23 protein-coding genes are annotated in these 25,896 nt (G+C 71.2%); 3 read left to right on the forward strand and 20 right to left on the reverse strand.

All coding sequences use genetic code 11. From position 1 onward, the window contains the following. Nucleotides 1-36: 36 nt before the first annotated feature. From ACEYYH_RS20875 to ACEYYH_RS20900, 6 genes are all read right to left on the reverse strand, one after another. Nucleotides 37-1,038, reverse strand: coding sequence for a LacI family DNA-binding transcriptional regulator (locus ACEYYH_RS20875; protein WP_374976197.1), 1,002 nt, complete (start codon nt 1,036-1,038; stop codon nt 37-39). Between the two features lie 37 nt (nt 1,039-1,075). Next, nucleotides 1,076-2,602, reverse strand: coding sequence for an alpha-N-arabinofuranosidase (locus ACEYYH_RS20880; protein WP_374976198.1), 1,527 nt, complete (start codon nt 2,600-2,602; stop codon nt 1,076-1,078). A gap of 125 nt (nt 2,603-2,727) precedes the next feature. Continuing rightward, on the reverse strand, nt 2,728-3,033 hold the full coding sequence (gene rpsN, locus ACEYYH_RS20885) for a 30S ribosomal protein S14 (protein WP_018173549.1): 306 nt from the start codon (nt 3,031-3,033) through the stop codon (nt 2,728-2,730). Between the two features lie 3 nt (nt 3,034-3,036). Then, nucleotides 3,037-3,207: a 50S ribosomal protein L33 gene (rpmG, locus tag ACEYYH_RS20890; protein WP_018173550.1), complete on the reverse strand. Its 171-nt coding sequence runs from the start codon at nt 3,205-3,207 to the stop codon at nt 3,037-3,039. Continuing rightward, the gene (rpmB, locus tag ACEYYH_RS20895) at nt 3,207-3,443 is read right to left on the reverse strand and encodes a 50S ribosomal protein L28 (RefSeq protein WP_116195225.1); all 237 of its coding nucleotides are present in this window, start codon (nt 3,441-3,443) and stop codon (nt 3,207-3,209) included. Before rpmB ends, rpmG begins: the two co-directional genes overlap by 1 nt. A 210-nt stretch (nt 3,444-3,653) precedes the next feature. Continuing rightward, entirely contained in the window at nt 3,654-4,988 is a 1,335-nt protein-coding gene (locus ACEYYH_RS20900) for a DUF222 domain-containing protein (protein ID WP_374976199.1), read from the reverse strand. 282 nt (nt 4,989-5,270) lie between these two features. Here ACEYYH_RS20900 and ACEYYH_RS20905 point away from each other — a divergent pair, with 282 nt between their 5' ends. Next, nucleotides 5,271-10,607, forward strand: a complete 5,337-nt coding sequence (locus ACEYYH_RS20905) for an SCO7613 C-terminal domain-containing membrane protein (protein WP_374976200.1) — start codon at nt 5,271-5,273, stop codon at nt 10,605-10,607. Here ACEYYH_RS20905 and ACEYYH_RS20910 read toward each other — a convergent pair. Then, nucleotides 10,591-11,268 (reverse strand): DNA-3-methyladenine glycosylase, encoded by a 678-nt coding sequence (locus ACEYYH_RS20910; RefSeq protein ID WP_374976201.1) that lies wholly within the window; start codon nt 11,266-11,268, stop codon nt 10,591-10,593. The two genes, ACEYYH_RS20905 and ACEYYH_RS20910, sit on opposite strands and share 17 nt — an antisense overlap. A gap of 72 nt (nt 11,269-11,340) precedes the next feature. On the opposite strand from ACEYYH_RS20910, the gene ACEYYH_RS20915 reads away from it, so the two are divergent. Beyond that, nucleotides 11,341-12,990 (forward strand): MFS transporter, encoded by a 1,650-nt coding sequence (locus tag ACEYYH_RS20915; protein ID WP_374976202.1) that lies wholly within the window; start codon nt 11,341-11,343, stop codon nt 12,988-12,990. 153 nt (nt 12,991-13,143) lie between these two features. Here ACEYYH_RS20915 and ACEYYH_RS20920 read toward each other — a convergent pair whose 3' ends face one another. The 13 genes from ACEYYH_RS20920 to ACEYYH_RS20980 all read right to left on the reverse strand — a co-directional run bounded on the left by ACEYYH_RS20920 (nt 13,144) and on the right by ACEYYH_RS20980 (nt 25,414). After that, nucleotides 13,144-14,565 carry a hypothetical protein gene (locus ACEYYH_RS20920; protein ID WP_374976203.1) on the reverse strand — a complete coding sequence of 474 codons (1,422 nt, stop codon included), beginning with the start codon at nt 14,563-14,565 and terminating at the stop codon, nt 13,144-13,146. Next, nucleotides 14,555-15,439 carry a TIGR03943 family protein gene (locus ACEYYH_RS20925; protein ID WP_374976204.1) on the reverse strand — a complete coding sequence of 295 codons (885 nt, stop codon included), beginning with the start codon at nt 15,437-15,439 and terminating at the stop codon, nt 14,555-14,557. The genes ACEYYH_RS20920 and ACEYYH_RS20925 overlap by 11 nt, the downstream gene beginning before the upstream one ends. Then, a complete protein-coding gene (locus ACEYYH_RS20930) occupies nt 15,432-16,499 on the reverse strand; it encodes a permease (RefSeq protein WP_374976205.1) in 1,068 nt (355 codons plus the stop codon). Before ACEYYH_RS20930 ends, ACEYYH_RS20925 begins: the two co-directional genes overlap by 8 nt. Next, nucleotides 16,486-16,899 (reverse strand): transcriptional repressor, encoded by a 414-nt coding sequence (locus ACEYYH_RS20935; RefSeq protein WP_116195219.1) that lies wholly within the window; start codon nt 16,897-16,899, stop codon nt 16,486-16,488. Before ACEYYH_RS20935 ends, ACEYYH_RS20930 begins: the two co-directional genes overlap by 14 nt. Before the next feature lie 129 nt (nt 16,900-17,028). Beyond that, nucleotides 17,029-17,907, reverse strand: coding sequence for a metal ABC transporter permease (locus tag ACEYYH_RS20940; RefSeq protein WP_374976206.1), 879 nt, complete (start codon nt 17,905-17,907; stop codon nt 17,029-17,031). Between the two features lie 13 nt (nt 17,908-17,920). Continuing rightward, the gene (locus tag ACEYYH_RS20945; protein WP_374976207.1) at nt 17,921-18,724 is read right to left on the reverse strand and encodes a metal ABC transporter ATP-binding protein; all 804 of its coding nucleotides are present in this window, start codon (nt 18,722-18,724) and stop codon (nt 17,921-17,923) included. 29 nt (nt 18,725-18,753) lie between these two features. Further along, nucleotides 18,754-19,749, reverse strand: a complete 996-nt coding sequence (locus ACEYYH_RS20950) for a metal ABC transporter substrate-binding protein (RefSeq protein ID WP_374976208.1) — start codon at nt 19,747-19,749, stop codon at nt 18,754-18,756. A gap of 255 nt (nt 19,750-20,004) precedes the next feature. Then, on the reverse strand, nt 20,005-21,366 hold the full coding sequence (locus ACEYYH_RS20955; RefSeq protein WP_116195216.1) for a dihydrolipoamide acetyltransferase family protein: 1,362 nt from the start codon (nt 21,364-21,366) through the stop codon (nt 20,005-20,007). Between the two features lie 121 nt (nt 21,367-21,487). Then, nucleotides 21,488-22,453 (reverse strand): alpha-ketoacid dehydrogenase subunit beta, encoded by a 966-nt coding sequence (locus tag ACEYYH_RS20960; RefSeq protein ID WP_374978274.1) that lies wholly within the window; start codon nt 22,451-22,453, stop codon nt 21,488-21,490. A gap of 62 nt (nt 22,454-22,515) precedes the next feature. Further along, the gene (locus ACEYYH_RS20965; RefSeq protein ID WP_374976209.1) at nt 22,516-23,646 is read right to left on the reverse strand and encodes a thiamine pyrophosphate-dependent dehydrogenase E1 component subunit alpha; all 1,131 of its coding nucleotides are present in this window, start codon (nt 23,644-23,646) and stop codon (nt 22,516-22,518) included. Nucleotides 23,647-23,741: 95 nt separating this feature from the next. Next, nucleotides 23,742-24,830 (reverse strand): histidinol-phosphate transaminase, encoded by a 1,089-nt coding sequence (locus tag ACEYYH_RS20970; RefSeq protein ID WP_374976210.1) that lies wholly within the window; start codon nt 24,828-24,830, stop codon nt 23,742-23,744. A gap of 9 nt (nt 24,831-24,839) precedes the next feature. Next, nucleotides 24,840-25,211: a type II toxin-antitoxin system death-on-curing family toxin gene (locus ACEYYH_RS20975; protein ID WP_374976211.1), complete on the reverse strand. Its 372-nt coding sequence runs from the start codon at nt 25,209-25,211 to the stop codon at nt 24,840-24,842. Continuing rightward, nucleotides 25,208-25,414 carry a ribbon-helix-helix protein, CopG family gene (locus ACEYYH_RS20980; protein ID WP_374976212.1) on the reverse strand — a complete coding sequence of 69 codons (207 nt, stop codon included), beginning with the start codon at nt 25,412-25,414 and terminating at the stop codon, nt 25,208-25,210. The genes ACEYYH_RS20975 and ACEYYH_RS20980 overlap by 4 nt, the downstream gene beginning before the upstream one ends. A 91-nt stretch (nt 25,415-25,505) precedes the next feature. Here ACEYYH_RS20980 and ACEYYH_RS20985 point away from each other — a divergent pair, with 91 nt between their 5' ends. Next, on the forward strand, nt 25,506-25,895 hold the full coding sequence (locus tag ACEYYH_RS20985; RefSeq protein WP_374976213.1) for a phage holin family protein: 390 nt from the start codon (nt 25,506-25,508) through the stop codon (nt 25,893-25,895). The last annotated feature ends 1 nt before the right edge of the window (nt 25,896 follow it).

Consider the following 25,896-nt stretch of genomic DNA (forward strand, 5'->3'; position numbering starts at 1 on the left):
GTCCCGGCCGTGCGTCCGGACGACACCTCGATGCGGTCAGGCCGTCGACTCGCGCGCGACCACGCGGAACCCGGTGACGTGATCCCTGGGCTGCCAGTCCGGGGCATCCGTCAGCCGTGCGAGCAGCAGTTCGACCGCGAGCCGGGCGACCTCCTCGTGATCGGGGTTGATCGTGGTGAGGCTCGGCACGCTGTACCGGGCCTCGAGGATGTCGTCGAAGCCGACGACACGCACCTGGTCGGGTACGGAGATCCCGCGGTCGGCGAGTCCTCGCATCACGCCGAGCGCGACGGTGTCGGTGATGCACACCACTGCGTCCAGTCCGGCGCCGGCGTCGACGAGCTGGTGCGCGGCGGTTCGCCCGTCCTCCAGGCTCAGATGATGGCGTTCGGCGACGAGCGATGGATCGAGGTCCATCCCGTGATCGGCCAGCGCCCGCCGGTACCCTGCGTGCCGGAGGGATGTCACGCTGAGCCGGTCCGGGTCGCCGCCCTGCACGATGGCGATCCGGCGGCATCCCCTCTCGATCAGGTGCGTCGTCGCGGCGTAGGTGCCCTCCTCGTTCGGGAGCGCGATGTGATCCACCGGCGCGCCGAACATGCTCTCGCCGAGGATCACCATGGGCATGTCGGTGTCGAGCAGTTCGCGGTCGGCGGGTCCGAGACCGACCGCCGACAGGATCAGGCCGTCGTACATCCGCGTGCGTGACGACGCGATCGCCGAGAGCTCGTTCTCGCGCGACGCCCCGGTGCGCTCGATCGCGACGCGATAGCCCGCATCATGCGCCTTCGCGATGATCCGCGACGCCAGCTGCCCGAAGTAAGGCGACTCGACCTCGGGCACGGCGAACCCGATCGTGTTGGTGCGCCCCGCCCGGAGGTTGCGGGCGGCGACGTTGACCCGGTAACCGAGGTCGTGGATCGCCTTGAGCACCCGCTCACGCGTCTCCGCGCGCACATGCGGGTGGTTGTTGAGCACGTTCGACACCGTCATCGGCGAGACGCCGGCAGCTTTGGCGACGTCTCGCAGGGTGGCCATTGCCGAACTCTATCCCTCGGCCGTCCCAGGTCGGCCGTCAGGCCAGCTGCAGCGCGACCGTCGCGAACGAGTGCGCCGGCAGGGTCACGCGCAGCGTGCCGTCGGTGAGCTCGGTCTCCAGCGCAACCGGGGCGACGGAATCGGGCGCCTCGGCCGTGTTGTGCGCGGCGGCGGAGTCGCCGGTGAGGACCCGGGCGGTCGCGGACGACACGGCCCTGCCGCGCAAGTCGACGTCGATGGTGAGGGATGCCTCGGCGTCGAGGTTGCTCAGCGACAGCAGCGCCGTCGAACCGGTCGTGCTGGCCGACGCCGACACCACCTGCAGCGATCGGCCGTCCGCCTCGCGGGCGTCGGGGGCCTCGAGGACGTGGACGGCGAGCGACGTCGCATCGTGGTGGCCGCGGTTCATCTCGAAGACGTGGTACGTCGGCGTGAGCACGAGGGCGCCGGTCTCGGCATCCGTCAGCAGCATCGCCTGCAGCACGTTCACGGTCTGCGCGATGTTCGCCATCACGAGACGGTCGGCGTTGCGGTGGAACGCGTCGAAGTGGACGGCGGCCACGAGCGCGTCACGCACGGTGTTCTGCTGGTACAGGAATCCGGGGTTGGTGCCCTCCTCGACATCCCACCACGTGCCCCACTCGTCGAGCACGAGCCCGACCTTCTTGCCGGGGTCGTACGCGTCCATGATCCGGGCGTGTGCGCTGATGACGCGTTCGATGTCCTGCGCCTTCGACATCGTCGCGTAGTAGTCCTCGGTGGAGAACGACGTGGCGCTGCCCTTGTGCTCCCACGTGCCGGCGACCGTGTAGTAGTGGAACGAGATCGCCTGGAAGATGTTCTTCGGGTCGTGCTGGCAGCCGAGGCAGTTGAGCGCCTCCATGAGCGCCGTCGTCCACGTCACGTCGTCATCGGACGCGCCGGCGGCGATGCGGTAGAGCTTGTTGTCGCCGTGGTCCCGGCAGAAGGTCGCGTAGCGGCGCGCCTCGGCGGCGAACTGCGGGGCGGTGAAGTTGCCGCCGCAGCCCCAGGCCTCGTTGCCGATGCCCCAGAACGGGACCTTCCACGGCTCGTCGCGCCCGTTCTCGCGACGCAGGCTCGCCATAGGGCTGTCGCCGTCGCGCGTGAGGTACTCGACCCAGTCGCTCATCTCCTGCACGCTGCCGCTGCCGACATTGCCGCTGACGTACGCGTCGGCGCCGAGCATCTCGCACAGGTCCATGAATTCGTGCGTGCCGAAGTGGTTGTTCTCGACGACGTCGCCCCAGTGGGTGTTGACCATTCGCGGCCGCGACTCCTTCGGGCCGATCCCGTCGCGCCAGTGGTACTCGTCGGCGAAGCAGCCGCCCGGCCAGCGCAGGTTCGGGATGCCGATGCCCTTCAGTGCCTCGACCACGTCGAGCCGGATGCCGCGCTCATGCGGGGTCGACGAGTCCTCGCCGACGTAGAAGCCGCCGTAGATGCAGCGCCCCAGGTGCTCGGCGAAGTGGCCGTAGAGGTGGCGGCTGATGACCGGACCGGGGACGTCCAGGTCGACGACGGCGCGGGCGTGGAGGTCGGGCACGGGTGTTCTCCTTCGAAACGTCGGGTCAGGCGATTTGTAACGATACACACCACACCGTCGGATGTCGAATGAAAGCAGAAGGCCCGGAGTTCCGAGGAACTCCGGGCCTTCTGTGAAGCGGGTGCTTACCAGCTCGACTTGGTCACGCCGGGCAGCTCGCCACGGTGCGCCATGTCACGGAAGCGGACACGCGAGATGCCGAACTTCGTGAGGACACCGCGGGGACGGCCGTCGATGACGTCGCGCGAGCGCAGGCGGACCGGCGACGCGTTGCGGGGCAGCTTCTGCAGGCCCACGCGAGCGGCCTCGCGCTCCTCGTCGGTCGACGTCGGCGAAACGAGCGCCTTCTTCAGCTCAAGGCGCTTGGCGGCGTAGCGGTCGACGACCTCCTGGCGCTGCTTGTTGCGCGCGATCTTGCTCTTCTTAGCCATGGATCAACGCTCCTCTCGGAAATCGACGTGCTTGCGGATGACCGGGTCGTACTTCTTGAGCACGATGCGGTCGGGGTTGTTGCGGCGGTTCTTGCGCGTGACGTAGGTGTAACCCGTGCCCGCGGTCGAACGCAGCTTGATGATCGGACGGACGTCCTGTGCCTTCTTGGCCATTAGAGCTTCACACCCTTCGCCTGGAGGTCACGAACGACCGCCTCGATGCCGCGAGCGTCGATGACCTTGATGCCCTTGGCCGAGACGTTGAGCTTGATGCTGCGACCCAGCGACGGAACGAAGTAGGTCTTCTTCTGCACGTTCGGGTCGAAGCGGCGCTTCGTCCGGCGGTGCGAGTGCGAGATGTTGTGACCGAAGCCGGGAACTGCTCCAGTCACCTGGCACACTGCTGCCATAGTGATGTCTCCTTAGTACCGTGAGGCCGGACGGCCCCACCCAAGATCCCTTGTCTGCACCCCGCGCCCGACCCGGCCGATGAAGGCCTGCGATCTGGTGTGGGATACGTACTGCGTGCTGGAGGCGCGCAGACAAAGAGTCAGTCTAGCACGGACGGATGCTGCGACCCGCCGAGTCCCACCCGCGCCGGACATGCCGCATCCCGGCGATCAGGCGGCCAACGTGTAGCGGAATCTTCCGGCGAGGCGGGGAGTGCGTTTCGCGTCGATCCATGGTGGCGGGATCAGCCAAACCCTCGCGCCGACGCCCGGTCCGTCGACCCTGATCTCCCAACCGTCCGAGTGGAGCCGATGGTGGCACCCGGTGCAGAGCAAGACGCCATTGTCGAGGTCGGTGCGTCCGCCGTCGCGATCCCACCACTCGAGGTGGTGCCCGTGGCACCAGGCCGGTGGCGCTCCGCAACCGACGCATCCGCCGTCGCGTTCGCCCAGTGCGAGCTTCTGCGCCGGGGTGAACAGACGCTTCGCCCGCCCCCAGTCGAGGATCTCGCTGTCGCCCCCGAGCACGCACGGGATGATCTGCGCGTCCGCCGCCAGGCGGCGCACCGCTGACGCCGGGATCGGCTGGGCGATGCCATCGATCGTCGCGACGCCCGTGCCCGCCTCCAGATCGGCGAGATCCATCCGCACGACAACGGTGGCGGTGACACCGGTCGGCACCTGGTCGCACCCGGTCACATGACGGCAGATGTCGGCGAGTGCGTCGGCTTGCATCTGCCGCACCGAGCGCGGGTCGCGCTCGGCCTCTTCAGTGTGCTCGTTGCGACGCAGCGCGGCGCCGACGTAGGCGTCGAGCGCCGCCTTGACCGGCGCGCCGGTCTCAGGGTCGAGCTTGCCGGAGATCACCAGCATCCCGTCTCGCTCCTGAATCTGGAGGGTCCGCTCAGAGACGAGCTGCTCGTGCCGCGGCTCGACGCCGTCGGGATCGAGGTGCGCCTCGGCGCGGACCAGGAGCTTGCCGAGCTCGTCGGAACGCAGGCCAGGTGCGAGTCTCACGAGCTGCCGCTCGGCGTCGTCGAGCCGGACCGCATCGACGCGCACCGCCAGACGGTCGAGCAGGGTGATGATCGCCGCGGCTGCCGTCATGCCGATCCGGCCGCCCATCATCGCCTCGGCGACATGCGGATGCTTCGCCGGCAGGGCCTCGCCGGTGAGCGAAACCCGCGGCGCGGTCGCCTCACCGACCTGCACGATGCGCACCGCCTCACCGACACTGGAGCCCGTGGTGGTCGAGATCAGCACCGCCGGCGAGGCGAATCCCTGCTTCTTGGCAAGCGAGTCCTTGCCGAGCTCGCGCCGCGACTGCCGTGAGATCTCGGCCGCGACGGGGGCGAACGCGGCGTCGACATGGCGCTTAAGCGCACCGAACGCTTGGTTGACCGCCACCAGCTCGCCCGGAGTCAAGGCTGAGGCGGGGCGATCACCGCCCGCGGTCGCCAGCGCGCGCAGCGCTTCTGCGATGCCGTCGAGCGGTGTTGTTTCCATGGCTCGAGGTTAGAACATACCTCCGACATTGAGGCCGTCCCCGAGAACCGACTGGAAGTGGAGCCCCGGGCGGCGGCACCCGACCACCGTGCGCCTCCTGGCGTTGTCCCGTCCCCGCGATGCCCTCCCTCTGCACACGCATACCGTCACGGGAATGCGTCCTCGGGGTTGCTCCAAGACACCGGGCGCCGGCGGCGCGCCGCGTTGTGCGCCCCTACAAAATCCCGCGCCGAGCCGCACTTCGGGTGGACCATGTCGTCAATCCCGGGAGAGGGGATGGACATGAGCGACTGGCACGACGACGGCCCACTGTGGCCCGCGTCTCCCTACGACCTCGCCGACGCGCACCGGTGCCCGTCGTGCTTCACCGCGGTCACGGCGCAGCTGTGCCCCGCGTGCGGCTTCGCGCTGATCGACCCGCGTGCGCCGCGGGTGCTGGAGCTCGGTCGCCAGATGCTCACCCTCGAGCTGTCGCGCCAGCAGCTGATGGACAAGATCCGCCTCGCGCACGCGACGGCGATGGCGACGAAGACGGATGCTGCGCCCGCAACGCTCGCCGCGCCGCCAGAGCTCGTCGCGGCCGAGACCGTCGCCGATGCGGGCGTCGCGGTGCACCTGGCACCCGCCACCGAGGCGCTGCTCGGCGGCGCGGCGCCGCCGACCGGCGCCGTCCCCGTCGTCGCCGCGCCGGCAGCCGCCTCCAGCACGGCGCCGGAGTCGATCGAACTGATGACCGCCGCGGAGTCCAGGACGGACTTCTGGTCCACCGCAGCCGGCGCGTCGCCGATTCCTCCCGTGCCGCCGCTGCCCTCCGCCTCGGCCCTTCCGTCCGCACCGCCCGCGTCGGCGTCTCCTGCCCCCTGGGGGCCGCGAAGACCAGGACCTTCCGAACCGGCCGCGGTGGCAGCATCCGCTCCCCGTCGCCGGCTGACCGTCCCGGTGCTGCTGCTGATCGTCGGAGTCTCGCTGGTCGGCGTCGCCGCCGTGTTCTTCCTGCTGCTGGCCTGGTTCGTCTACGACATCACGGTGCGCGCGCTCATCATCGGCGGCATCACGCTCGCCACGATCGCGCTGGCGTCGTGGCTGCGGCGGCGCAGCCTGACGGCTACCGCCGAGGGGATCGGCGTGCTCGGCGTGGGACTGCTCGCCCTCGACGCCTGGGCCGTGCGGGCGAACGATCTGTTCGGCACCGGGTCGACCGATGCGGCGCTGTATGCGGGAGTATCCGCTCTCGTCGTCGCGGTGATCTCCCGCCTGTGGGCGCGCGTGTCGCACCTGCGCGGGCCCGACCTCGCCGCGTCGCTTGCCCTGCCTGCGGGCCTCGGCTTCCTCGTGGGCGGGCTGACGTCGCTGCCGCTCGCCGAAGCACTGACGGCCGGCCTGCTCGGGGCGGCCGCCGGCGGGCTGGCGCACGCGCTGCCCGCACCCTTCTCGTCGGCGCGGCGCGGCCGGAACGCCGTCGCGGAGCGCCTCGTGCTCGCGCTGAGCGGCGTGGGTGCGCTGGTCGCGGCGGGTGTCTCCGCGGCGCTCTTGACCTGGGACGCGCTTCCGGTGGTCATCTGGTCGAGCATCGGGCTCGTCGTGCTCGGCATCGCGCACGCGTGGCTCGCCCATCGGCCGGTCGACGGCGCGCCCTTGCCTGCCGCAGCGGTGGTTTCAGGGGTCGCCTCGGTGGTCGCGGTGGCCGCCGCGGGTCTCGCCGGCTGGCAGCTGGCCCTCCGCAGCGACCTCGCGGTGTACGGCGTGCTCGTCGCACCGGTGCTCGCCGTGCTGATCGCGGTGGCCGTCGACATCGCGCGAAGCCGTCGCGGCACGCGCGCGTGGCTGCCCGCGGCGATCGCGTCCGCCGTCATCGCGGGGGTGTCGATCGTCATCGTGGTGATCGACTGGGGCATGCAGGCCATCATCGCCATCCGCGCCTCTTGGACGGCGTGGCGCACGGATGCCTTCGCCGCGCCTGTCGCAGCACCCGATGGTCCGCTGCTCGCGGTGATCGCCGCCGTGGTCATCACTGGGCTGCTGTTCGCCGCTCCCACGCTCGCCGGCTCGTGGCCGCGGCAGCTCACGCCGGTGGTGGGGACGATCGTCCTCCTCGTCGCGGGCGCGCGCACGGCCGTGCCGGGCGTGCTCGTCGGCATCGCCGCCGCGCTGGTCATCGTCGCTGTCGTCGTCGCGATCCTGGGGAACCGTGATCGGCGCCGCGGCGATGACGCCGACGCCGCGCCCGTACCTGCCGCCGGCCTCATGGCGCGCGGAGTCCCGGTCGGGTACCTGATCGCCGGCGGGATCGCCGCCGCGACCGCCTACGCGGGCGGCGTGGCGACGCCGTGGCTGTGGCTCGTCGGGGTCGCCGTCGCAATGGCATACCCGATCGCGCTGCGGCTGGCACTGCGCCCGAACGGGGTGGCCGCGGTAGCGGCGGCACTCGCTCCGGTGGCCGTCGCCGCCCTGTCGACTCCCCTCGCTGCGGGCGCGACGTCCGCGGTGACCGGACTGTACGGCGAGGCGACGCCCGTCATCGCAGTGCTGTTGCAGTGGGTGGCTCTGGCGACGCTCGTCGCTGCCGTCGCGCTCCCGCTCGAGCGGGCGAGTCGCACCGGGCTGGCCGCAGCCGCCGAGGTCCTCGCCGCGATCGGGCTGGTCGGCACCGTCGGGGCAGTCGCGGTGAACCCCGCCGCCCTCTCCGAGAACGCCCTGCTCACCGCGATCGGCGAACCGGGCCTCGGTATCGCGCGCGGCGCGCTCCTCCTCGCGGGTCTCACGATCGTCGCGTTCGGCCTCACCCGCATCTCCGGCGTGCCCACGATCCTGGCCGCGGCCCTGACGGCGCCCCTCGCCGCCGCGACGGCGTACGACGTGCTCGGCACCTTCGATCTGCGCTCGACGGACTGGGCGCCGCTCGTCCTCACCGCCGCCGCGGCCGTCGTGCCACTCGTCTCGGCGGCCACCATATCTGGACGCCCGGCCACCGGCGACGCGCCGCCCGCGCTCGTCCCGCAATGGCCGGCCGACATCGCCCCGGGACTGTTGCGGCCACGTCCTGCGGACCCCGGATTCCGCCGGCTGGCCGCCGACCTCGGCGCGGCCGTCACGGTGCTCGTCGTGGTGTGGCCGGTGACGCCTCTGCTGGCGTGGGCCGCACTCGCGATCGTCGCACTCGGCTTCGCCGCGGCATCCGTGTCCCGCGGCTGGGTGGGGGCGCTCGCGGCCGACCCGGCCGACGATCGCTTCGCGTCGAAGCGGGAGGGGATGCCGCTCCTCGACGCTCCGCGCCGCCTGCTGGCGTGGCCGGCGGTCGTCGCGGCGATCGCGGCGTGGTGGTCGTGGCTCGACGCCGGCACTCCTGACACGTCCTTCACCGTGGAGTCGTACGTGGTGCCGTCGGCCGTCGTGCTGGTGGTCTTCGCCGCTCTCCTGGTGCGGCTCCGCCGCCGCGTCGAGGCGAGCATCGCGCTGGCGGGCGGTCTCGCTCTCGGCCTTTGGGCGCCCGCGATCGAGGGATGGTCGGGCGAGACCCTGCGAGGCGTGGTCATCGCGCTCGTCGCCGTGGCGGTGTGCCTGGCGCTGTCGTTCACGCCGGTGCGCAGCATCCGTCCCGCCGCTCCTCTCGGCGGCGCAGTGGCGGTGATCGCGATCGGACTCGTCGCCGTCGAGCGCGCGTTCGAGGGGCAGGGCCCGCAGGTGCTCTGGCTCGTGCTGCTCGTCGCGGTCGCGTACGCGTCGGGCTGGGGCGCGACGCTCGCCCGGCCGAGCCGCTTTTCGTCGGGACTGTGCGCGCTGGTCGTGCCGCCGGTGGCGCTCGTCGCCGCGATCGTCGCGATCGTGCCTGTCGCCGACGAGCCGCGCATCGTCGCCGGGACGATCATCATGCTCGCCGCGCTGCATCTTTCCGCGGCGGGCCTGGACCGCTTGCCGCTGACCGGCACGACCCGCTGGATCTCGCTCGCGGGTGCCTTCGTCGTCGGAGTGGTGGGCTTCTTCCTGGGCGCGGCGACCGAGGTCGAGGCCGTGTCGCTCCCCGTGGCGGCGATGTGCCTCGTCGGAGCCGTGCTGGGCATGCTCCGTCGCCGACGGGCCGGCGCCGTCTGGCCCGGTGCCGAGGGTCCGGCGTGGATCGTGGGCCTGGTGCTCGCCACGGCGCCGAGCCTCCTGGTCGCCGCGGAACCCGCGCGGGTCTGGGCGTACCTGGCGCTCACCCTCGCGGCCGCGGCCGGAGTGGCCGCGGTGCGGGAGCCGGCGCGAGAGGTGCCGGCCGAGCAGTTCTCCTCTTCCGCCGCGCCCGCCGCACCGCCGGTACAGCCTGCGATGCCACCGGCGTACGAGCCGCCCGTCGGTGTCGCCGTCGCGCCGTCCGCGCCGCGGACCCCGCGATTCGTCGACGTCTGGACCCTGCGCACCCCGACGGCGATGCTCCTCGGCCTCGCCGCCGTCGTGATGGGCCTGCGCGGGCTCGTTCCGCCGGGCTTCGACGGCGAGGCCGTGGCCGCCATCGTCGCGGGCCTCGGCGCCGTCGTGGTGGCGGTGCTGCTGACGGCGCGCGGAGCGACGGATGCCGGCGCACGCGGCGCGGCCGCCCTGGCCGCCGCCGGGGCGGCGCTGCTCGTCGCGATGTCGCTCACGCGCCCCGAGGCCGATCTCGTGCTCACGACCGTGACCGCCGTCATCGGCGGCGTGCTCGGCGTCGCCGGCGCCTCGGTGCTGAGCCTGCGCCGCTGGGCGCCGCTGGGCGGCGGGCTCGCCGTCGGCGGGCTCGTCGTCGCGGTGGTCGCGTGCGGCATCCGGTTCCTCGAGGTCGCGCCCGCCGGCGGCCTCGAACCCGACCTCTGGGCGGTGGCCGGCGCGGGGATCGCGGGGGCGATCGCGCTCGCGGCGCTCCGCGCGACGCCGTCCCGGGTCGTCGGCCTCACCGCCGGCGCGGGCTTCGCGGTCGCGTCGGTGCTGTTCGCCCTCGCCGAGCTGCAGCTGCTGCTCGTGCAGCAGACGGGCGACGAGCTCCGCACCGCCGCGGTGATGTCGGCGCTGACCGCGGCGACCGTCGTCGGCGTCGCCGCCCGCGCGCGGCTCGGTCTGGCCCTCGCCATCGCGGCGGCCATCGCGGGCGCGGGCTTCGGCATCCTGGCGCTCACGGTGGGCGACGTCCGCCCCATCGAGCTGGTCACGGTGCCGCCCGCGCTCGGCGGCATCGCCTACGGCGTGCGCACCCTCCGCCGCGCACCGGAGTCGCGCACCTGGCCGACGCTCGGCCCATGGCTGGCACTGCTGACGGTGCCGTCGCTCCTGCACGACTTCGGCGGATCGCCGATCCCGGGCGCCGCGGACGAGCCCTGGCTGGGCGAATCCGAGCTGTGGCGCATCGTGTCGCTCGGCGTCGTGGGGATCGCGATGGTCGTGATCGGCGCGATCTACCGGCTGCAGGCGCCGCTCGTTCTCGGCTCGGGGGTGCTGATCGTGCACGGCGTCGCCCAGCTCTGGCCGTGGATCTCCACCACCTACGTCGCGGTGCCGTGGTGGCTGTGGCTCGGCCTCGGCGGCGCGCTGCTCATCTTCATGGCCGCCCGCTACGAGAAGAACATGAAGGCGCTGCGCACGACCGTCGTCGCGGTCACGTCGCTGCGCTGACCTCGCGCGCGCCGCGTCCCCATCGGAACGGCGACACCGTCTCATCCCCCGGGATCCAGTAGCGCCACGGGAACTCGGCGGTGCCCGCCACTCCTGCCACCCCGACGCGCGGCCCCGACGCCACCTCGGTGAGCGGGTCGATGAGCAGTTCGAGGCGGGCGACCGCGCCGTACAGGGGTGCGCCGGTGATCGCGTCGATGCCGTCGTGCAACGGATGCCGCAGCCCCACCGCGTCGCCGAACCGACCGGGTCCGCGCGCCAGGTCGCGCGGTGCGCGGGCCGCCGGTCGGCGGCGGGTCGCAGCATCCGTCCCCTCCAAGACCTGACCCGCCCGCAGCAGCACACCGCCGGCGATGCCTTCGGGACCGCACACGACGTTCACGCAGGAGTGGATGCCGTGACTGAGGTAGACGTACAGGTGCCCGGGCTCGCCCCACATCGTGGCGTTCCGGGCGGTCCGACCCATGCGCGCGTGCGAGCCGGGATCGGGCACCGGCCCGGTGCCGCGGCCGTGGTACGCCTCGACCTCGGTGAGACGCACGGCCACCGTCTCACCCTCGAGCACGGTCGTGAGCCGCGCTCCGAGCAGGCGCGGCGCGACGTCGGCCGGCAGGCCCCGCAGGTCGGCTCGGGTCGCCGCACGCCAGAGGTCCCGCGCCATGGGGCGAGTCTACGTCCGCGCGCCGACGCAACATGCACGTCGGGTGGCCGCGGTGAGCGCTACTGTTCCCGCATGGGGAAGTGGTTCGTGCTCATCCTGCTGAGCGTCGCGCAGTTCATCATGGTGCTCGACAGTACGGTCATGAACGTCTCGATCTCGACCGTCGCGCATGACCTCGGCACCGACATCTCGGGCATGCAGGCGGCGATCACGTTCTACGCGCTCACGATGGCGGCGTTCATGCTCACCGGCGGCAAGCTCGGCGACCGCTGGGGCCGCAGCCTCGCGTTCCGCATCGGGTCGATCGTCTACGGCATCGGCTCGCTGACCACGGCCCTCTCGCCGAACCTCACGGTCCTCATGATCGGCTGGTCGCTGGTCGAGGGCCTCGGTGCGGTGCTCGTGATCCCCGCGATCGCCGCCCTCGCCGCGATCAACTACACCGGCCGCGAGCGCGTGGTCGCGTTCGCCGTGCTCGGCGCGGTCACCGGCGGCGCGGCGGCAGCAGGCCCGCTCATCGGTGGTCTCGTGACGACGTACTCGTCGTGGCGCTACGTCTTCGTCGCCGAGGCGGTCGTCATGACCCTCGTGCTGATCGTGTCGGGACGCATCAAGGACGTCCCCGGAGACCGCACGCTGAAGATCGACCTCCTCAGCGTCGTGCTCTCGGCCCTCGGCCTCGGACTCCTCGTCTACGGCATCCTGCAGTCCAAGACGTGGGGCTGGTTCCAGCCGCTCGACCCGCCGGTCGTCAACGGTCAGCCGTTCGCGCCGCTCGGCATCTCGCCCGTGGCGTACCTGATCCTGCTGTCGATCGTCGTGCTGTGGCTGTTCGTCAAGCGGCAGCAGCAGCTCGAGCGGAGCGGCCGCGTGCCGCTGCTCAAGGTCAGCCTCCTGCGCATCACAGCGCTCCGCAGCGGCCTGACGATGTTCATGGCGCAGTACTTCGCGATCGCGGCGCTGTTCTTCGTCGTGCCGGTGTACCTGCAGACCATCCTCGGGTACGACGCCCTGCAGACGGGCCTCAAGATCCTTCCGCTGTCGCTCGGGCTCATCCTGTTCTCGATCCTCGGGTCGCGGCTGTCGACGGTGCGCTCGGCGCAGAACATCGGCCGCATCGGGCAGCTCACGCTGGGCCTCGGCGTGCTGGTGGTGTTCCTTGCGGTGCAGCCCGAGCTCGCCGACTTCGCCTTCGCCGCCGGCATGTTCGTGGTCGGCGCCGGGTTCGGCCTGCTCGCCTCGCAGCTCGGAAACGTCAACATGTCCGCCGTTTCCCAGTCCGACACGTCCGAGGTCGGCGGCCTCCAGGGCACCTTCCAGAACCTCGGCTCGTCGTTCGGCACGGCGATCGTCGGTTCGGTCTTCATCCTGCTGCTCACCTCGGGCTTCACGGCAGCGGTGGAGCAGAGCGAGACGATTCCCGACGACATCCGCAGCCAGGTCGTCGCGACGGCGTCGAAGGGCGCGCCGATCATCTCGCAGCAGCAGGCCGAGGACCTGCTGACGGATGCCGGGGCCGACCCCGAGTCCGCCACCGAGATCGCCCAGCTCTACGCCGACACGCAGGTCGAGTCGCTGCGGCAGTCGCTGTTCTTCGTCTTCGCGCTCACGGTGCTCGGCCTCATGCTGTCGAGCGGGCTGCCGTCCACGCTGCCGGTCCCGGCGGCCTCGAAGACGGACGACGAGGACGCAGCATCCGCTCCTCCCGCCTCCGGCCCATAAGCCGAGCCGGCGTCGACATCGTGTGATCTCGCCGACCGCGTACGTTGCGCACGTGCGGTTCGTGTCACCTCGGCGAGATCGCACGATCCGTGCGGGACAGCGGACGGATGCTGCGCCTCGATGCCCGGCGGAACGCCGAGGCGCGCCCCGGGCTCAGCGCGGAGGCACCTGGCACCACGAGATCGAAGCGCCGTTGAGGGCGACGACCGGATCGCCGTCGGCGACCTCGAGGATGCGCGTCTCGGGGCGCTCCGGCATCGGGTGCTGGTACGTGTCGTAGGAGTTCGTCACGGCGTCGGGCGCCACGAGCACCGAGAGGTAGCGGGCGCTGGGCGACACGCACACCTGGATGACGGCATCCGTGTCGGCGATCTCGGTGAGCATCGTGGTCGCGCCGTCCGCGTCCAGGTGGGCAACCGACGTACGCCCGGTCGGCACGCCGTCGGCGTCGAGCACCGCGGCCGTGCGGATCGTCGAGCCGTCGGGGAGCGGCGTGACCGACGACGCTCCGCCGAGATCGATGTCGGGCTCGACCAACGGCTCTTCGCTCGCGTCGGTGAGGTCGATGACCGCGGCGTGGTCGAGGCGGTCCACCACGGCCTCGCTGGATCCGCGGGCGATGCCCTCGATCGTCATCGCGTCGCCGAGCGCCGTGGGTGCGCCGCTGCCGGCCTCCGACCCGGTGAGCAGCAGCGACCCGTCGAACGAGAGCAGCAGGATGCTGTCGGTGTCGGGCACGAAGCGCCATTCCGCCACGCGAGGGTCGGCGCCCTCGACCTCGATCGCGATCGGCTCTGCGGTCGGGTCGCTGAGCGACGCCGTGTAGAGCCGGCTCTCGCGGCCGGAGTCGGCGCTGAGCTCGGCATCCGAGAAGGTGTACCCGATGCGCTCACCGCGGTCGGCGGTCTGCAGGTTCGACACGAATCCGTCGCCGGGGAGCGGAAGTTCGCGCGCGTTCTCGCCGTCGAGGTCGGTCACGATGAGCCCTGCCTGGTCGTCGTCGGTGCGCACCGAGACGACGAGGTGCTGGGCCGTCGCGCGGAAGTCCTCGATGTGTTCGTGCCGGAACACCGGCACCGCGTTCTGCCCGCTGAGGTCGGTGCGGTAGATGAGGTCGCCCGCATTCGTCCCGCGCTGCATCAGGAACACCTCGGTCGGCGGCGTGCGGAACGTCTCGGTGATGGTCGCGGTCGGCCCGCCGCCGAGCGACGCCACGTCGTCGATCGTGACGGTGTACTCGGTGTCGTCCCACAGCGGCAGCGTGAACCGCACGCCGACGCTGCGCCCCGACGTATCGACCGCGAAGGGCGTCGCGGGCGTGATCGTCACCTGAGAGGGGTCGACGTCGGCGAGCGACTGCGTCGTGGTCACGATGAGACGGGCACCGGATGCTGCGGCCGCCGCCTCCGGATCCACGGACGCCTGCGTCACCCGCGGCCCCTGCGCGACGCTCGCGGCCGCCCCGGCGAGCCCGAGCACGGCGAGCAGGCCCGCGACGATCGCGAAGGTCCCGACGAACGCGCGGCCCCGACGACGCCGGGACCGCGAACGACGTGTGCGCGCGTCAGTACTCATACGGGTCCTCGGGCTCGGCGATCTCCTCGACCGCGGCCGCGTCGACGACGAGCTGCCCGTCCGACGAGGAGCGCACGGTGCCGGTGATCGTGACCCACTGCCCGGTGTCGGGCGCGCCCGCGCCGGCCACCACCGGAAGGCTCGCCGGCTGCGCGTCGATGACGCAGTGCGTGATGACCAGGCGCGTGAGGTCGAAGGCGCCCCCTTCGCCCGGCGTCACGAAGCCCGTGAGCTCGACCGTCTCGCCGTCGAACGCGTCGGGGTTGGTCGCCGTCGCGAACACCGTCGCCCACTCGCCGACTCCGAACGACGCCGTGTCGCCGGTCGAGGCGAGCTGGATCGTGTCGGAGCCGCCGAACAGCGGCGTCGCGCCCACGTCGCGCGACATCGCGAGCTCGGCGCTCAGCGAGGCCGGGGGAAGCACGAGGGTGAGGACGACGACCCCGGATGCCGCGACCCCGCCGGCGACCGTGGCAGCGAGCCCGAGCGGGTGCGGCGTGTGGTGGTCGTGGTCGTGGTCGCGCTCGTGGTTGCCGTGCCCGAACTCCTCAGATTTGAGAGAACCCCGGCCTGACCGCCCCGAATCCTGCGAGCCGGGCACGGATCTGAGGAGTTGTTGCTCGCCGCCGGCGCGGACCGCCGCGCTCGCGCCGTGGTCGTGGCCGTGGTCGGCCTCGGCGCCGAGCGGCAGCGCGAACGAGGCGACCGCCCCGATCAGCACGAACACCGACATCGACACCGCGAACCAGGTGGAGTCGGGATTGATGTACAGCCCGAGCCGTCCGGTGACCGCGAGGGAGATCGTGAAGACGGCGAGCGCCGCGGCGAGCCCGACCCCGAGCCACCGCGTGCCGACGAAGCCGGCCCTACGCAAGGAGGTTCACCGCCGTTCCGATCGCGAAGGCCGACAGCACGACCACCACGACGATGCCGCCGAGTGTGCGCCACGTGAACGTGGTGCGCATCAGCGCGAGCATCTTGACGTCGACGAGCGGCCCGACCAGCAGGAACGCGACGATCGACCCGGGCGTGAACGTCGAGGCGAACGACAGCGCGAAGAACGCGTCGACGTTCGAGCAGATCGACACCACCATCGCCAGTGCCATCATCGCGACGATCGACAGCGCCGGGTTGGCACCGATGGCAAGCAGCGCCTCGCGCGGAATGAGCACCTGCACCGCTCCCGCGAGCGCCGAGCCGATGACCAGTGCGGGCATCACCGCGCGCAGCTCGATCACGAACTGCGCGAGCGTGCGACGCCACTTGCCGCCCGGCTCGTGCACCACGAGGTCGCACGTGTCGCGGAAGCGGTCGGTGAGCAGCGCGTCGGGAGACGGATGCCGCGAATACAGCCATCCGATGAGGTTGGCGATCGCGTACCCGCCGAGCAGGCGCGCGACGAGGATGCCGTCGCTGAAGCCGAACGCCTGGTGCGTCGTGATGATGACGATCGGGTTCACGATCGGCGCCGCGATGAGGAACGTCAGCGTCTCGGGGACCGAGAATCCGCGCATGAGGAGGCCACGAGCGAACGGGACGTTGCCGCACTCGCACACCGGCACGATCATGCCGAGGAGCGACAGCACCGCGCGTCGCGCCCACCCGCGCCGCGGCATCCACCGTTCGATGACACCCGGGGGCACCCACACCTGCACGACGATCGACAGCACGACGCCGAGCGCCACGAACGGCAGCGACTCGATGAGCACGCTGATCGCGAGCGTCAGACCGTCCTGCGCGCGGGTGGGGAGGGACGCCGGGAACAGGGTCGGCGCGAGCCAGTCGATGAGGAAGAGGCCGGCGACGACGGCCACGCCCACGCCGAGCCAAAGCAGGGCACGCGCCTGCGCGGACGGCTGGGGCGCAGCATCCGTCGTCGATCCGTGGCGGTGCTCCGCAGAGCGTTCACGTGTTCCGGGGTCAGTTCGCGTCACGCTGGGCATCCCGGGCGGCCGCGCAGTTCGCACAGAGCCCGAAGATGTCGACGACGTGCTCGGCGTCGCGGAATCCGTGGCGCTCGGCGGTGCGCTTCGCCCACTGCTCGACGTCCGTCGCCTCGATCTCGACGGTCAGTCCGCAGGAGCGGCAGATCAGATGATGGTGATGGCCGGTGCTGGAGCAGGCGCGATAGAGCGCCTCGCCCTCGGGGCTCTGCAGCGAATCTGCCTCGCCCTGGGCCGCGAGTCCGGCGAGCGCGCGGTACACGGTGGCGAGTCCGATGCCGGTGTTCTCGCCGCGCAGGGTGGCGTGCAGCGACTGCGCGCTGACGAATCCGCGGGCGTCCGACAGCGCTTCGCGCACGCGTTCGCGCTGCCACGTGTTGCGCTGGGCCATGGTGGGGAGTCTACCGAGGGGTTCTGTGCGTCTCCCGGGCGCCCATCACCCCTCGCCCCTTCTGCTCACCTGTCACAGACTGTCGCCGCGGGCAGCGCTTCGTGACAGGGGAGCAGGTCGTGGCGCGGGTCATCGGCCGGGCTCCGCGACGGCGACGCGCGTCACGCGGTCGCGGCGGGAGCCGACGACGCGGCAGACGACGTAGATCAGGAACGAGATCGTGGTGATGTACGGGCTCACCGGGAGGGTGCCCATGATCGCGAGCAGGATGCCGCCCACCGCCGACACGAAGCCGAACAGCGCCGACAGCAGTGGCACCGACAGCGGGCCCGACACGATCCGCATCGCCGCGGCGGCGGGGGTGACGAGCAGGGCCATCACGAGCAGCGCGCCGATGATGTGCACGGCGACGGCGACGATGAGGCCGAGCAGCAGCATGAACCCGAGCGAGACCGCGGTGGTCGGCACGCCGCGCGCGGCGGCCGACTGCGGGTCGAGCGAGTCGAACCGCAGCGGCCGCCAGATGAGCAGCAGGCCCAGCAGCACCACGGCGCCGATGCCGATGAGCCAGCCGAGCTGCCCGGTCTGCACCGACACGATCTGGCCGGTGAGCAGGCTGAACCGGTTGGCGCTGCGGCCGTCGTAGAGCGAGAGGAACAGGATGCCGAGACCCAGCCCGAACGGCATCAGCACACCGATGATCGAGTTGCGGTCGCGCGCCTTCGCGCCGAGCACTCCGATGAGAGCGGCCGCGATGAGCGAGCCCACGATGGATCCGGTGACGACGTCCCACCCGATGAGGAGCGCCGCCGCGGCACCGGCGAACGACAGCTCGCTGATGCCGTGCACCGCGAACGCCATGTCGCGCTGTATGACGAAGACGCCGACGAGTCCGCCCACCAGCCCGAGCACCGCGCCCGCCCATACCGAATTCGACACGAGCGCGAGGATCTCGCCGTAGTAGGGCAGACCGCCGAACATCGCGTCGGCGATGTCGTTCCCGTTCATGCGTCGGCCCTGTTCATTCGTGGGATGAGGGGTCGTGATGGTGGTGGGATGCCTCGGCATCGGGCGCGCCGACCACCACGAGCCGGTCTCCCGCCCGCAGCACGAAGACGTGCGCGCCGTAGAGCGCCGTGAGCACGTCCGAGCGGAGCACCTCCTGGGGCGTCCCGAGGGTGAACCGCCCGTTCGCGATGTACAGGATGCGGTCCACCTTGCCCAGCAGCGGGTTGATGTCGTGCGTGACGAGCAGGACCGCGGCATCCTTCTCCCGGCGATGCCGGTCGATGAGGCCGATGACCGCCTGCTGGTTGGCGAGGTCGAGGCTCGTGAGCGGCTCGTCGCACAGGAGGAGCGGCGGGTCGTCGGCGAGGGCCTGGCCGGCTCGCAGGCGCTGCTGCTCGCCGCCGGAGAGGAGGCCGACGGGGCGGTCGGCGAAGTCGCGGGCGCCCACCGCGTCGATGAGGGCGTCGACGCGGGCGCGGTCGCCGCGGCGCGGGATCGGGAGGCCGAAGCGGTGGCCGTCGACACCGAGCGTCACGAGGTCGCGGCCCCGCAGCGAGGTGTCGCGGGGCAGTGGCCGGGCCTGCGGGATGTAGCCGATGCTGCGACTGCCCTTGTGGGCCACCGGCTCGCCCTCCACGGTGATCTCGCCGTTCGACAGCGGCTCGAGGCCGAGGATCGCGCGCAGCAGCGTCGTCTTGCCGGAACCGCTCGGCCCGAGTACGGCGACGAGCTCGCCGGCGTGGACGTCGAGGTGGAGCCCCGCCCACAGCTCCCGGTCGCCGCGCTGGAGCGCGGCGTCCCGGATGCTGAGGATCACGGGACGCTCCGCGCCGCGGGGCGCCGGCGTCACGCGTCCAGCGCTGCGCTCAGCGCCTCGATGTTCGCCTGCATCCACGAGATGTAAGTCTGCCCCTCCGGCAGCGTTTCGGAGAATGCGATCACCGGGATGCCGAGCCCGTCGGCCTCGTCGACGATCTGCTGGGTCTCGGCGCCGCCGGTCTGCGTGTTCGTGATGACCACGCTCACCTCGCCTGCCTTCACGAGATCGAGGGATTCGAGCAGCGTCGCGGGCGCGACATCCTGTCCTTCCTCCACCGCCTCGCTGAACTTCTCGGGCGTCACGTTCTCGAGACCCGCCGCCTGGACGAGGTAGACGGGCACCGGCTCGGTGACGAAGACCTGCACGCCGCCGTGCGCCGCGCCGATCTCGTCGAGCGACGCCTCGAGGCCGTCGACCTCGCCGGAGAACGCCTCGGCGTTGGCGGTGAAGGTCTCGGCGTCGTCGGGGCTCAGCTCGCCGAGCTCGACCGCGATGGCCTCGGCGACGTGCACGATCGTGTGCGGGTCGTACCAGACGTGCTCGTTGAACCCCTCGACGTGCTCGTGGTCGTGGTCGCCGTGGTCGTGGGCGTGGGTACGGTCCTCGGCGTCGTCCGCGCTCTCGTCGTCGTGGCCGGCGTTCTCGGGCCAGTCGTGCGAGTACTCGACCGCAGTGACGACCGGCGCGTCGGTGCCGCTGGACTCGATGAGCGCGTCGATGAACGCGTCATACCCGCCGCCGTTCTCGATGACGAGGTCAGCCTTCGACACGGCGAGCTGGTCGCGCGCGCTCGGCTCGAACGAGTGCGGATCCTGCGACTCGTTCGTCACGATCGACGTGACGGCGACGAGATCACCACCGATCTCCTCCGCGATCTGCCCGTACACGTTGGTCGACGCGACGACCGCGATCTTCCCGTCGCCTTTGTCGTCGCCCGCGGCCGTGCCCGCGCATCCCGCAAGGACGAGAACGGATGCTGCCGCCAGGCCGAGCACGGACAGGGAACGTCCCAGGGAGGTCATGCCCTCGAGCCTAACGCTAATGAGAATCGTTCTCAAACTGAGGATCGATTGCACCTCTCACATCAATGAACTTCCGGCTCACACGTCCATCAGTCGTCGCCGCGCCGATGAACCTCCGGCTCACACGCCCTCGGCGGGTCCGGTGCGTCGATGCAGGTGCGTGGCGGCGCAGACGGGAGGACCCTTACCTGCACGTGTGAGCCGGAAGTTCATCGAGCTTTTCGGCGAGGCCCTGCCGTCGTGGGCTGAGCCGCGTCAGTCGAGGAGGAGCGCGGGCTCCTCGAGGATCGAGGCGACGTCGGCGATGAAGCGCGACATGCCGTCGCCGTCGACGACGCGGTGGTCGAACGACCCCGCGACGGTGGTGACCCAGCGGGGGCGCACCTCGCCGTCGACGACCCACGGCTTCTGGCGGATCGTGCCCAGTGCCACGATGCCGGCCTCGCCGGGGTTGATGATCGGCGTGCCCGCGTCCATGCCGAAGACGCCGATGTTCGTGATCGTGATGGTGCCGCCGTGCTGGTCGGCGGGGGTCGTCTTGCCCTCGCGCGCGGTGAGCGTGAGCTTCTCGAGGGCGCGGGCGAGCTCGCGCATCGAGAGGTCCTGCGCATCCTTGATGTTGGGCACGAGGAGGCCGCGCGGGGTCGCGGCGGCGATGCCGAGGTTCACGTAGTTGCGCACGCGGATCTCGGCGCCGCCCTCCACATCGACCCACGCGGCGTTCACCATCGGTGTGCGCCGAGCGGCCCAGATCACGGCGCGCGCCATGATCAGCAGCGGCGAGACCTTGATGTCGGCGAAGTCCGGCGAGGTCTTGAGGCGCTTGACGAGCTCCATCGTGCGGCTGGCGTCGACGTCGGTCCACACCGACACGTGCGGCGCCGAGTAGGCCGACTGCACCATGGCCGACGACGTGGCCTTGCGCACACCGCGCACCGCGATCGTCTCCTCGCGGCCGGCGGCGTCGGGCGCGGGCGTCGACGGAGCGACGGCGGCCGGGCCGGGCGCCGGCGCGGGCGCCGAGACGGGGATGGTCTGCTCGCGCTCACGGCCCCACTCCGGGGTCTCGATGTTGCGGAAGACGCTGGCCTGCGACGCGTGCCGCACGACATCCTCGCGGGTCACCTCGCCCGCGGGGCCGCTGGGTGCGACGGCCGACAGCTCCACCCCGAGGTCGCGCGCGAGCTTGCGGATCGGGGGCTTCGCGATCACACCGACGGATGCTGCGACCCGCTCCTCGGCCGGAACCGCGGGCTTGCGCCGCCGCGACTGGACATGGCCGCCGGTGCCGTAGCCCACGAGCACCGCGCCCTCGCCGGCCTCGGCGGGCTCGCCGTGCTCGGACTGTCCGACGGTGGCGGGGGGCGCAGCATCCGTCTCCGATGCGATCGTGATGATCGCGGCGCCGACGTTCACGGTCGCGCCTTCGGCCGCGAGCAGCTCGCCCACGGTGCCGGCGAACGGGGAGGGCAGCTCGACGAGCGACTTGGCGGTCTCGATCTCGACCAGCACGTCGTTGACCGCGACGCTGTCGCCGGGGCCGACGCGCCACTGCACGATCTCAGCCTCGGTGAGGCCTTCGCCGACATCGGGGAGGACGAACGTCTGGGTGCTCATGTCATGTCCTTTCGGATACCCGGTCGTTGAGCGAGCTTGCGAGTCGAGACGCCTCCGACGATCGCGCACACCCGGGGAGATTCGACTCGCTCGTTCCTCGCTCGCTCAACGACCGAGACCCTCAGTAGGCGAGGGACCGGTCGACGGCCTCGAGGATGCGGTCGGCGTCGGGAAGGTAGGCACCTTCGAGCTTGGCCGGGGGGAAGGGGGTGTCGAAGCCCGACACGCGCAGCACGGGCGCCTCGAGCGCGTAGAAGGCGCGCTCCATGACGGTCGCGGCGACCTCCGAGCCGAGCGAGGTGAAGCCCGGGGCCTCCTGCGCATAGACCATGCGGCCGGTGCGGCGGACGGAGTCCAGGATCGGGCCGTAGTCCACCGGCGACAGCGAGCGCAGGTCGACGACCTCGATGCTCGTGCCCTCGGCCTCGGCGAGCACGGCCGCCTGCAGCATCGTGGTCACCATCGCGCCGTGGCCGACGAGGGTGACATCGGTGCCGCGGCGGACGACGCGCGAGGCGTGGAGCGCGAGGGCGCGCGCCGACGTGTCGACTTCACCCTTCTGCCAGTACTTGCTCTTCGGCTCGAGGAAGATCACCGGGTCGGGCGACGTGATGGCGTCCTGGATCATCCAGTAGCCGTCGTTCGGTGTCGAGGGGCTCACGACCCGGAGGCCCGCGGTGTGCGTGAAGTACGCCTCAGGGCTCTCCTGGTGGTGCTCGACGGCGCCGATGTGCCCGCCGTACGGGATGCGGATCACCACGGGCATCTGCAGCGCGCCCTCGTGGCGGTTGGTGAACTTGGCCAGCTGGGAGGTGATCTGGTCGAACGCGGGGAAGACGAACCCGTCGAACTGGATCTCGACGACGGGCCGGAAGCCCGCCATCGCGAGCCCGATCGCGGTGCCGACGAGTCCCGACTCCGCGAGCGGGGTGTCGAGCACGCGCTGCTCGCCGAACTCGGCCTGCAGTCCCTCGGTCACGCGGAAGACGCCGCCGAGCTTGCCGATGTCCTCGCCCATGAGGAGGACCCGGTCGCTCCCGGCGAGCGCGGCGCGCAGGCCGGCGTTGATCGCCCGGCTGAACGGCATGGTCTGCACGGCGGGCGCGGCCGGGTCGGTGGCCGGTGCCGTCGTGTCGGTGGTCGAAGTGCTCACGATGCGCCTCCTTCGAAGGATGCCTCGTAGTCGGCGAGCCACTGCCGCTGCTCGTCGATGAGCGGATGCTGCTCCGAATACACGTGCGCGAACATGTCGTCGCGGTCGAGCCCGCCGAGGGCGTTGGTACGCGTGCGGACGTCGTCGGCGAGCGCCTGAGCCTCGGCCTCCACATCCGCGAAGAACGCGTCCGACGCGCCACGACCGACGAGGAACGCCTTCATGCGCGCGATCGGGTCGCGGCGGCGCCACGCCTCCTCCTCGTCGGAGGTGCGGTACTTGGTGGGGTCGTCGCTCGTGGTGTGCGCGCCGAGGCGGTACGTCATCGCCTCGATCGCCTGCGGTCCGCCGCCGGCTCGCGCGTCGTCGAGCGCGGTGCGGGTGACGGCCCAGCTCGCGAGAACGTCGTTGCCGTCGATGAGGGTGCTCGGCATGCCGTAGCCCTCGCCGCGCTTGTACAGCGGCGAGCGCGACTGCGTGGCGACGGGCACCGAGATGGCCCACTGGTTGTTCTGCAGGAAGAACACCTCGGGCGTGCGGTAGCTGGCGGCGAACACCATCGCCTCGTGCACGTCGCCCTGGCTGGACGCCCCATCGCCGTAGTAGACGATGACGGCCTCGTCGCGGTCGAGGTCGCCGGTGCCGCAGCGGCCGTCGAAGACCAGCCCCATGCCGAAGCCCGTGGCGTGCAGCGTCTGCGAGCCGAGCACGAGCGTGTAGATGTGCGTGTTGCCGTTCTTCGGGTCGGTCGGGTCCCACCCGCCGTGCGTCAGGCCGCGCATCACGCGGATGATGTCGATGGGGTCGACGCCGCGGATCTTCGTGACCACGTGCTCGCGGTACGACGGGAAGAGGTGGTCCTGCGCACGTGCGGCGCGGGCCGAGCCGACCTGTGCGGCCTCCTGGCCGTGGCTCGGGGGCCAGAGGGCGAGCTGGCCCTGGCGCTGGAGGTTCGTCGCCTGCACGTCGAACGCGCGGATGACGGCCATGTCGCGGTAGAACGCCTCGAGATCGGCGTCGCCGAGACTCTCGACGGCCTCCCGATACGGTTCGGCGGCAGGGCTCGGCGCGAACGTTCCGTCCGCCTCCAGAAACCGCACCAGGGCGGGATCGTCGACCGGGATCATGAACTCACGCTATCTCTCCGTGCATGCGCGTTTCTGCATGCGTTCGACAAGGGATACCGAGATCCACCGGACGCGATCGACAAACGCACCCGCGCTCATCCCTCGTGGCGAGCGGCGACGGTCGCCGCGATCCGGAGCACCTTCTCGACGGATTCCTCCTCGCCGACCGAGATCCGGATGCCGTCGCCGGCGAACGGCCGCACGATCAGCCCCGCCTCCTCGAACGTCGCCGCGAAGGCCGTGGTGTCATCGCCGGTCGGCAGCCACACGAAGTTGCCCTGCGCCGCCGGAACGTCCCAGCCGGCGGTGCGGAGCCCCTCGGCGAGCCGGTCGCGGCGGTCGGCGATGACGCGCACCCGCTCGAGCAGTTCCTCCTCGGCGTCGAGGCTCGCGAGCGCGGCCTCCTCGCCGTGGGCCGTGACCGACAGCGGGATCGCGGTGCTGCGGGCCGCGTCCAGCACGCGCGGGTGACCGATCGCGTAGCCGACGCGGAGCGCGGCGAGTCCGTAGGCCTTCGAGAACGTCCGGAGCACGACGACGTTCGGGCGGCCCGACCCGCCGAGCACGCGGAGCCCGTCGACGGACTCGGGGTCGGTGACGAACTCGGCGTACGCCTCGTCGAGGATCACCAGCACGTCGGACGGCACCTTCTCGACGAAGGCGTCGAACTCGGCCTGCCTGACGATCGGGCCGGTCGGGTTGTTGGGACTGCACACGATGATCGCGCGGGTGCGGTCGGTGATCGCGGCCGCCATCGCGTCGAGGTCGTGGCGGGCACCCTCGGCGAGCGGCACCTGCACCGCGGTCGCGCCGGCGACGACGGCCAGCCACGGGTAGGCCTCGAACGACCGCCACGCGTAGATGACCTCGTCGCCGGGACCGGAGGTCGCGAGGACGAGCTGAGCGAGGATCGAGACGCTGCCGGCGCCGATGTGGATCGAGTCGGCACCGACCCCGAACCGCTCGGCCAGGCGCTCCCGCAGGCGCGCGGCCGTAGCATCCGGATATCTGTTGAGCGCCGACGCGTTCCGCACGCGCTCGAGCACGCCGGGCAGCGGGTCGAAGGGGTTCTCGTTGCTCGACAGCTTGAACGCGTCTGCACCGGCCTGCCGGCCCTGCTTATACGGCGGCAGGGCGGCGACCTCCGGGCGGACGCGGACGGGGATCTCAGGGGCGTCGGTCACGCCCCGAGTCTACGAGCGGGGGATCAGATGCGCCTCCCACGTCCGCGCCGAGGACTCCAGGTCGACACACCCCTCCGCGACCCCCACCACGAGGTCGAATCCCTCCTCCGTGGTCATGTCGTGGCGATACCCGTTGACCCACAGGAAGGTGACGCTGAGCGTCCAGCCGCTGCGCTTGTTGCCATCGACGAACGGGTGATTGCGTACAACACTCTCGAGCAGCGCGGCGGCCTTGAGGCTCAGCGAAGCATAAGCGTCACCTCCGAAGAGCGTGGTCGCCGGCCGCGCGAGCGCAGAGGCGAGCAGCCCGGCGTCCCTGATGTGGAATCCCAGTCTCGACGAGACGTGGAGCGCGTCGTCAAGGGTGAGGAACTCGGTCACGCGTCTTCGAGCCGACGAAGAAGCTCGGCGTCGTGGCTGAGCACGAAGTCGACGGCTTCGTCGACGGCCGCGCGGCGACCGCGTCGGGCGATGATGAGCTCCACGCCCTGCAGCACCAGCGCGTGCTTCGAGACGTGCTCCGCCTCGGCGATCGCGTCGAGCGCACGGTCGAGTTCTTCGGGGAGCCGGACAGTCATGGCCATGCCCTCAGGGTAAGTCGGTACCAATTCGGTATCAAGGGCATCGGTTTGCTCCTATCGGCCCGTGGGAAGGCCGTGGAAGACTGGGCCCACTATGGGCTTCCTCATCCGCGTGGTCATCAACGCCTTCGCGATCGGGGTCGTGACCCTGATCCCGGCGCTCCAGGTCTCGGTCATCCCGTTCCCGCCGGGCGAGACGCTCCAGCTGATCCTGACCCTGCTGATCGTCGCCGCGATCTTCGCGCTCGTGAACACGATCATCGGCACGGTCATCAAGGTGCTGGCGTTCCCGCTCTACATCCTGACGCTGGGTCTCATCGGCCTCCTCATCAACGCGTTCCTGCTGTGGCTCACCGCGTGGTTCACGAGCTTCTGGAACTGGGGCCTGCGCGTCGAGGACTTCTGGTGGGGCGTCGTCGCGGCGATCATCATCACCCTCATCAACTGGGTCGTCGGCATCGTCATCCGCCCGCGCAAGGACTGAC

The sequence above is a fragment of the Microbacterium trichothecenolyticum genome (assembly GCF_041938625.1).
GTDB lineage: Bacteria > Actinomycetota > Actinomycetes > Actinomycetales > Microbacteriaceae > Microbacterium > Microbacterium trichothecenolyticum_D.

Coding starts and splice junctions, on each gene's coding strand:
- ACEYYH_RS20985 (WP_374976213.1), top strand. CDS start 25,506: ATGGGCTTCCTCATCCGCGTGGTCATCAACGCCTTCGCGATCGGGGTC.
- ACEYYH_RS20980 (WP_374976212.1), bottom strand. CDS start 25,414: ATGGCCATGACTGTCCGGCTCCCCGAAGAACTCGACCGTGCGCTCGAC.
- ACEYYH_RS20960 (WP_374978274.1), bottom strand. CDS start 22,453: ATGCCGTTCAGCCGGGCGATCAACGCCGGCCTGCGCGCCGCGCTCGCC.
- ACEYYH_RS20950 (WP_374976208.1), bottom strand. CDS start 19,749: ATGACCTCCCTGGGACGTTCCCTGTCCGTGCTCGGCCTGGCGGCAGCA.
- ACEYYH_RS20965 (WP_374976209.1), bottom strand. CDS start 23,646: ATGATCCCGGTCGACGATCCCGCCCTGGTGCGGTTTCTGGAGGCGGAC.
- ACEYYH_RS20905 (WP_374976200.1), top strand. CDS start 5,271: ATGAGCGACTGGCACGACGACGGCCCACTGTGGCCCGCGTCTCCCTAC.
- ACEYYH_RS20900 (WP_374976199.1), bottom strand. CDS start 4,988: ATGGAAACAACACCGCTCGACGGCATCGCAGAAGCGCTGCGCGCGCTG.
- rpsN (WP_018173549.1), bottom strand. CDS start 3,033: ATGGCTAAGAAGAGCAAGATCGCGCGCAACAAGCAGCGCCAGGAGGTC.
- ACEYYH_RS20920 (WP_374976203.1), bottom strand. CDS start 14,565: ATGAGTACTGACGCGCGCACACGTCGTTCGCGGTCCCGGCGTCGTCGG.
- ACEYYH_RS20940 (WP_374976206.1), bottom strand. CDS start 17,907: ATGAACGGGAACGACATCGCCGACGCGATGTTCGGCGGTCTGCCCTAC.
- rpmG (WP_018173550.1), bottom strand. CDS start 3,207: ATGGCCAAGAAGGCACAGGACGTCCGTCCGATCATCAAGCTGCGTTCG.
- ACEYYH_RS20910 (WP_374976201.1), bottom strand. CDS start 11,268: ATGGCGCGGGACCTCTGGCGTGCGGCGACCCGAGCCGACCTGCGGGGC.
- ACEYYH_RS20875 (WP_374976197.1), bottom strand. CDS start 1,038: ATGGCCACCCTGCGAGACGTCGCCAAAGCTGCCGGCGTCTCGCCGATG.
- ACEYYH_RS20935 (WP_116195219.1), bottom strand. CDS start 16,899: ATGGCCCAGCGCAACACGTGGCAGCGCGAACGCGTGCGCGAAGCGCTG.
- ACEYYH_RS20955 (WP_116195216.1), bottom strand. CDS start 21,366: ATGAGCACCCAGACGTTCGTCCTCCCCGATGTCGGCGAAGGCCTCACC.
- rpmB (WP_116195225.1), bottom strand. CDS start 3,443: ATGGCAGCAGTGTGCCAGGTGACTGGAGCAGTTCCCGGCTTCGGTCAC.
- ACEYYH_RS20915 (WP_374976202.1), top strand. CDS start 11,341: ATGGGGAAGTGGTTCGTGCTCATCCTGCTGAGCGTCGCGCAGTTCATC.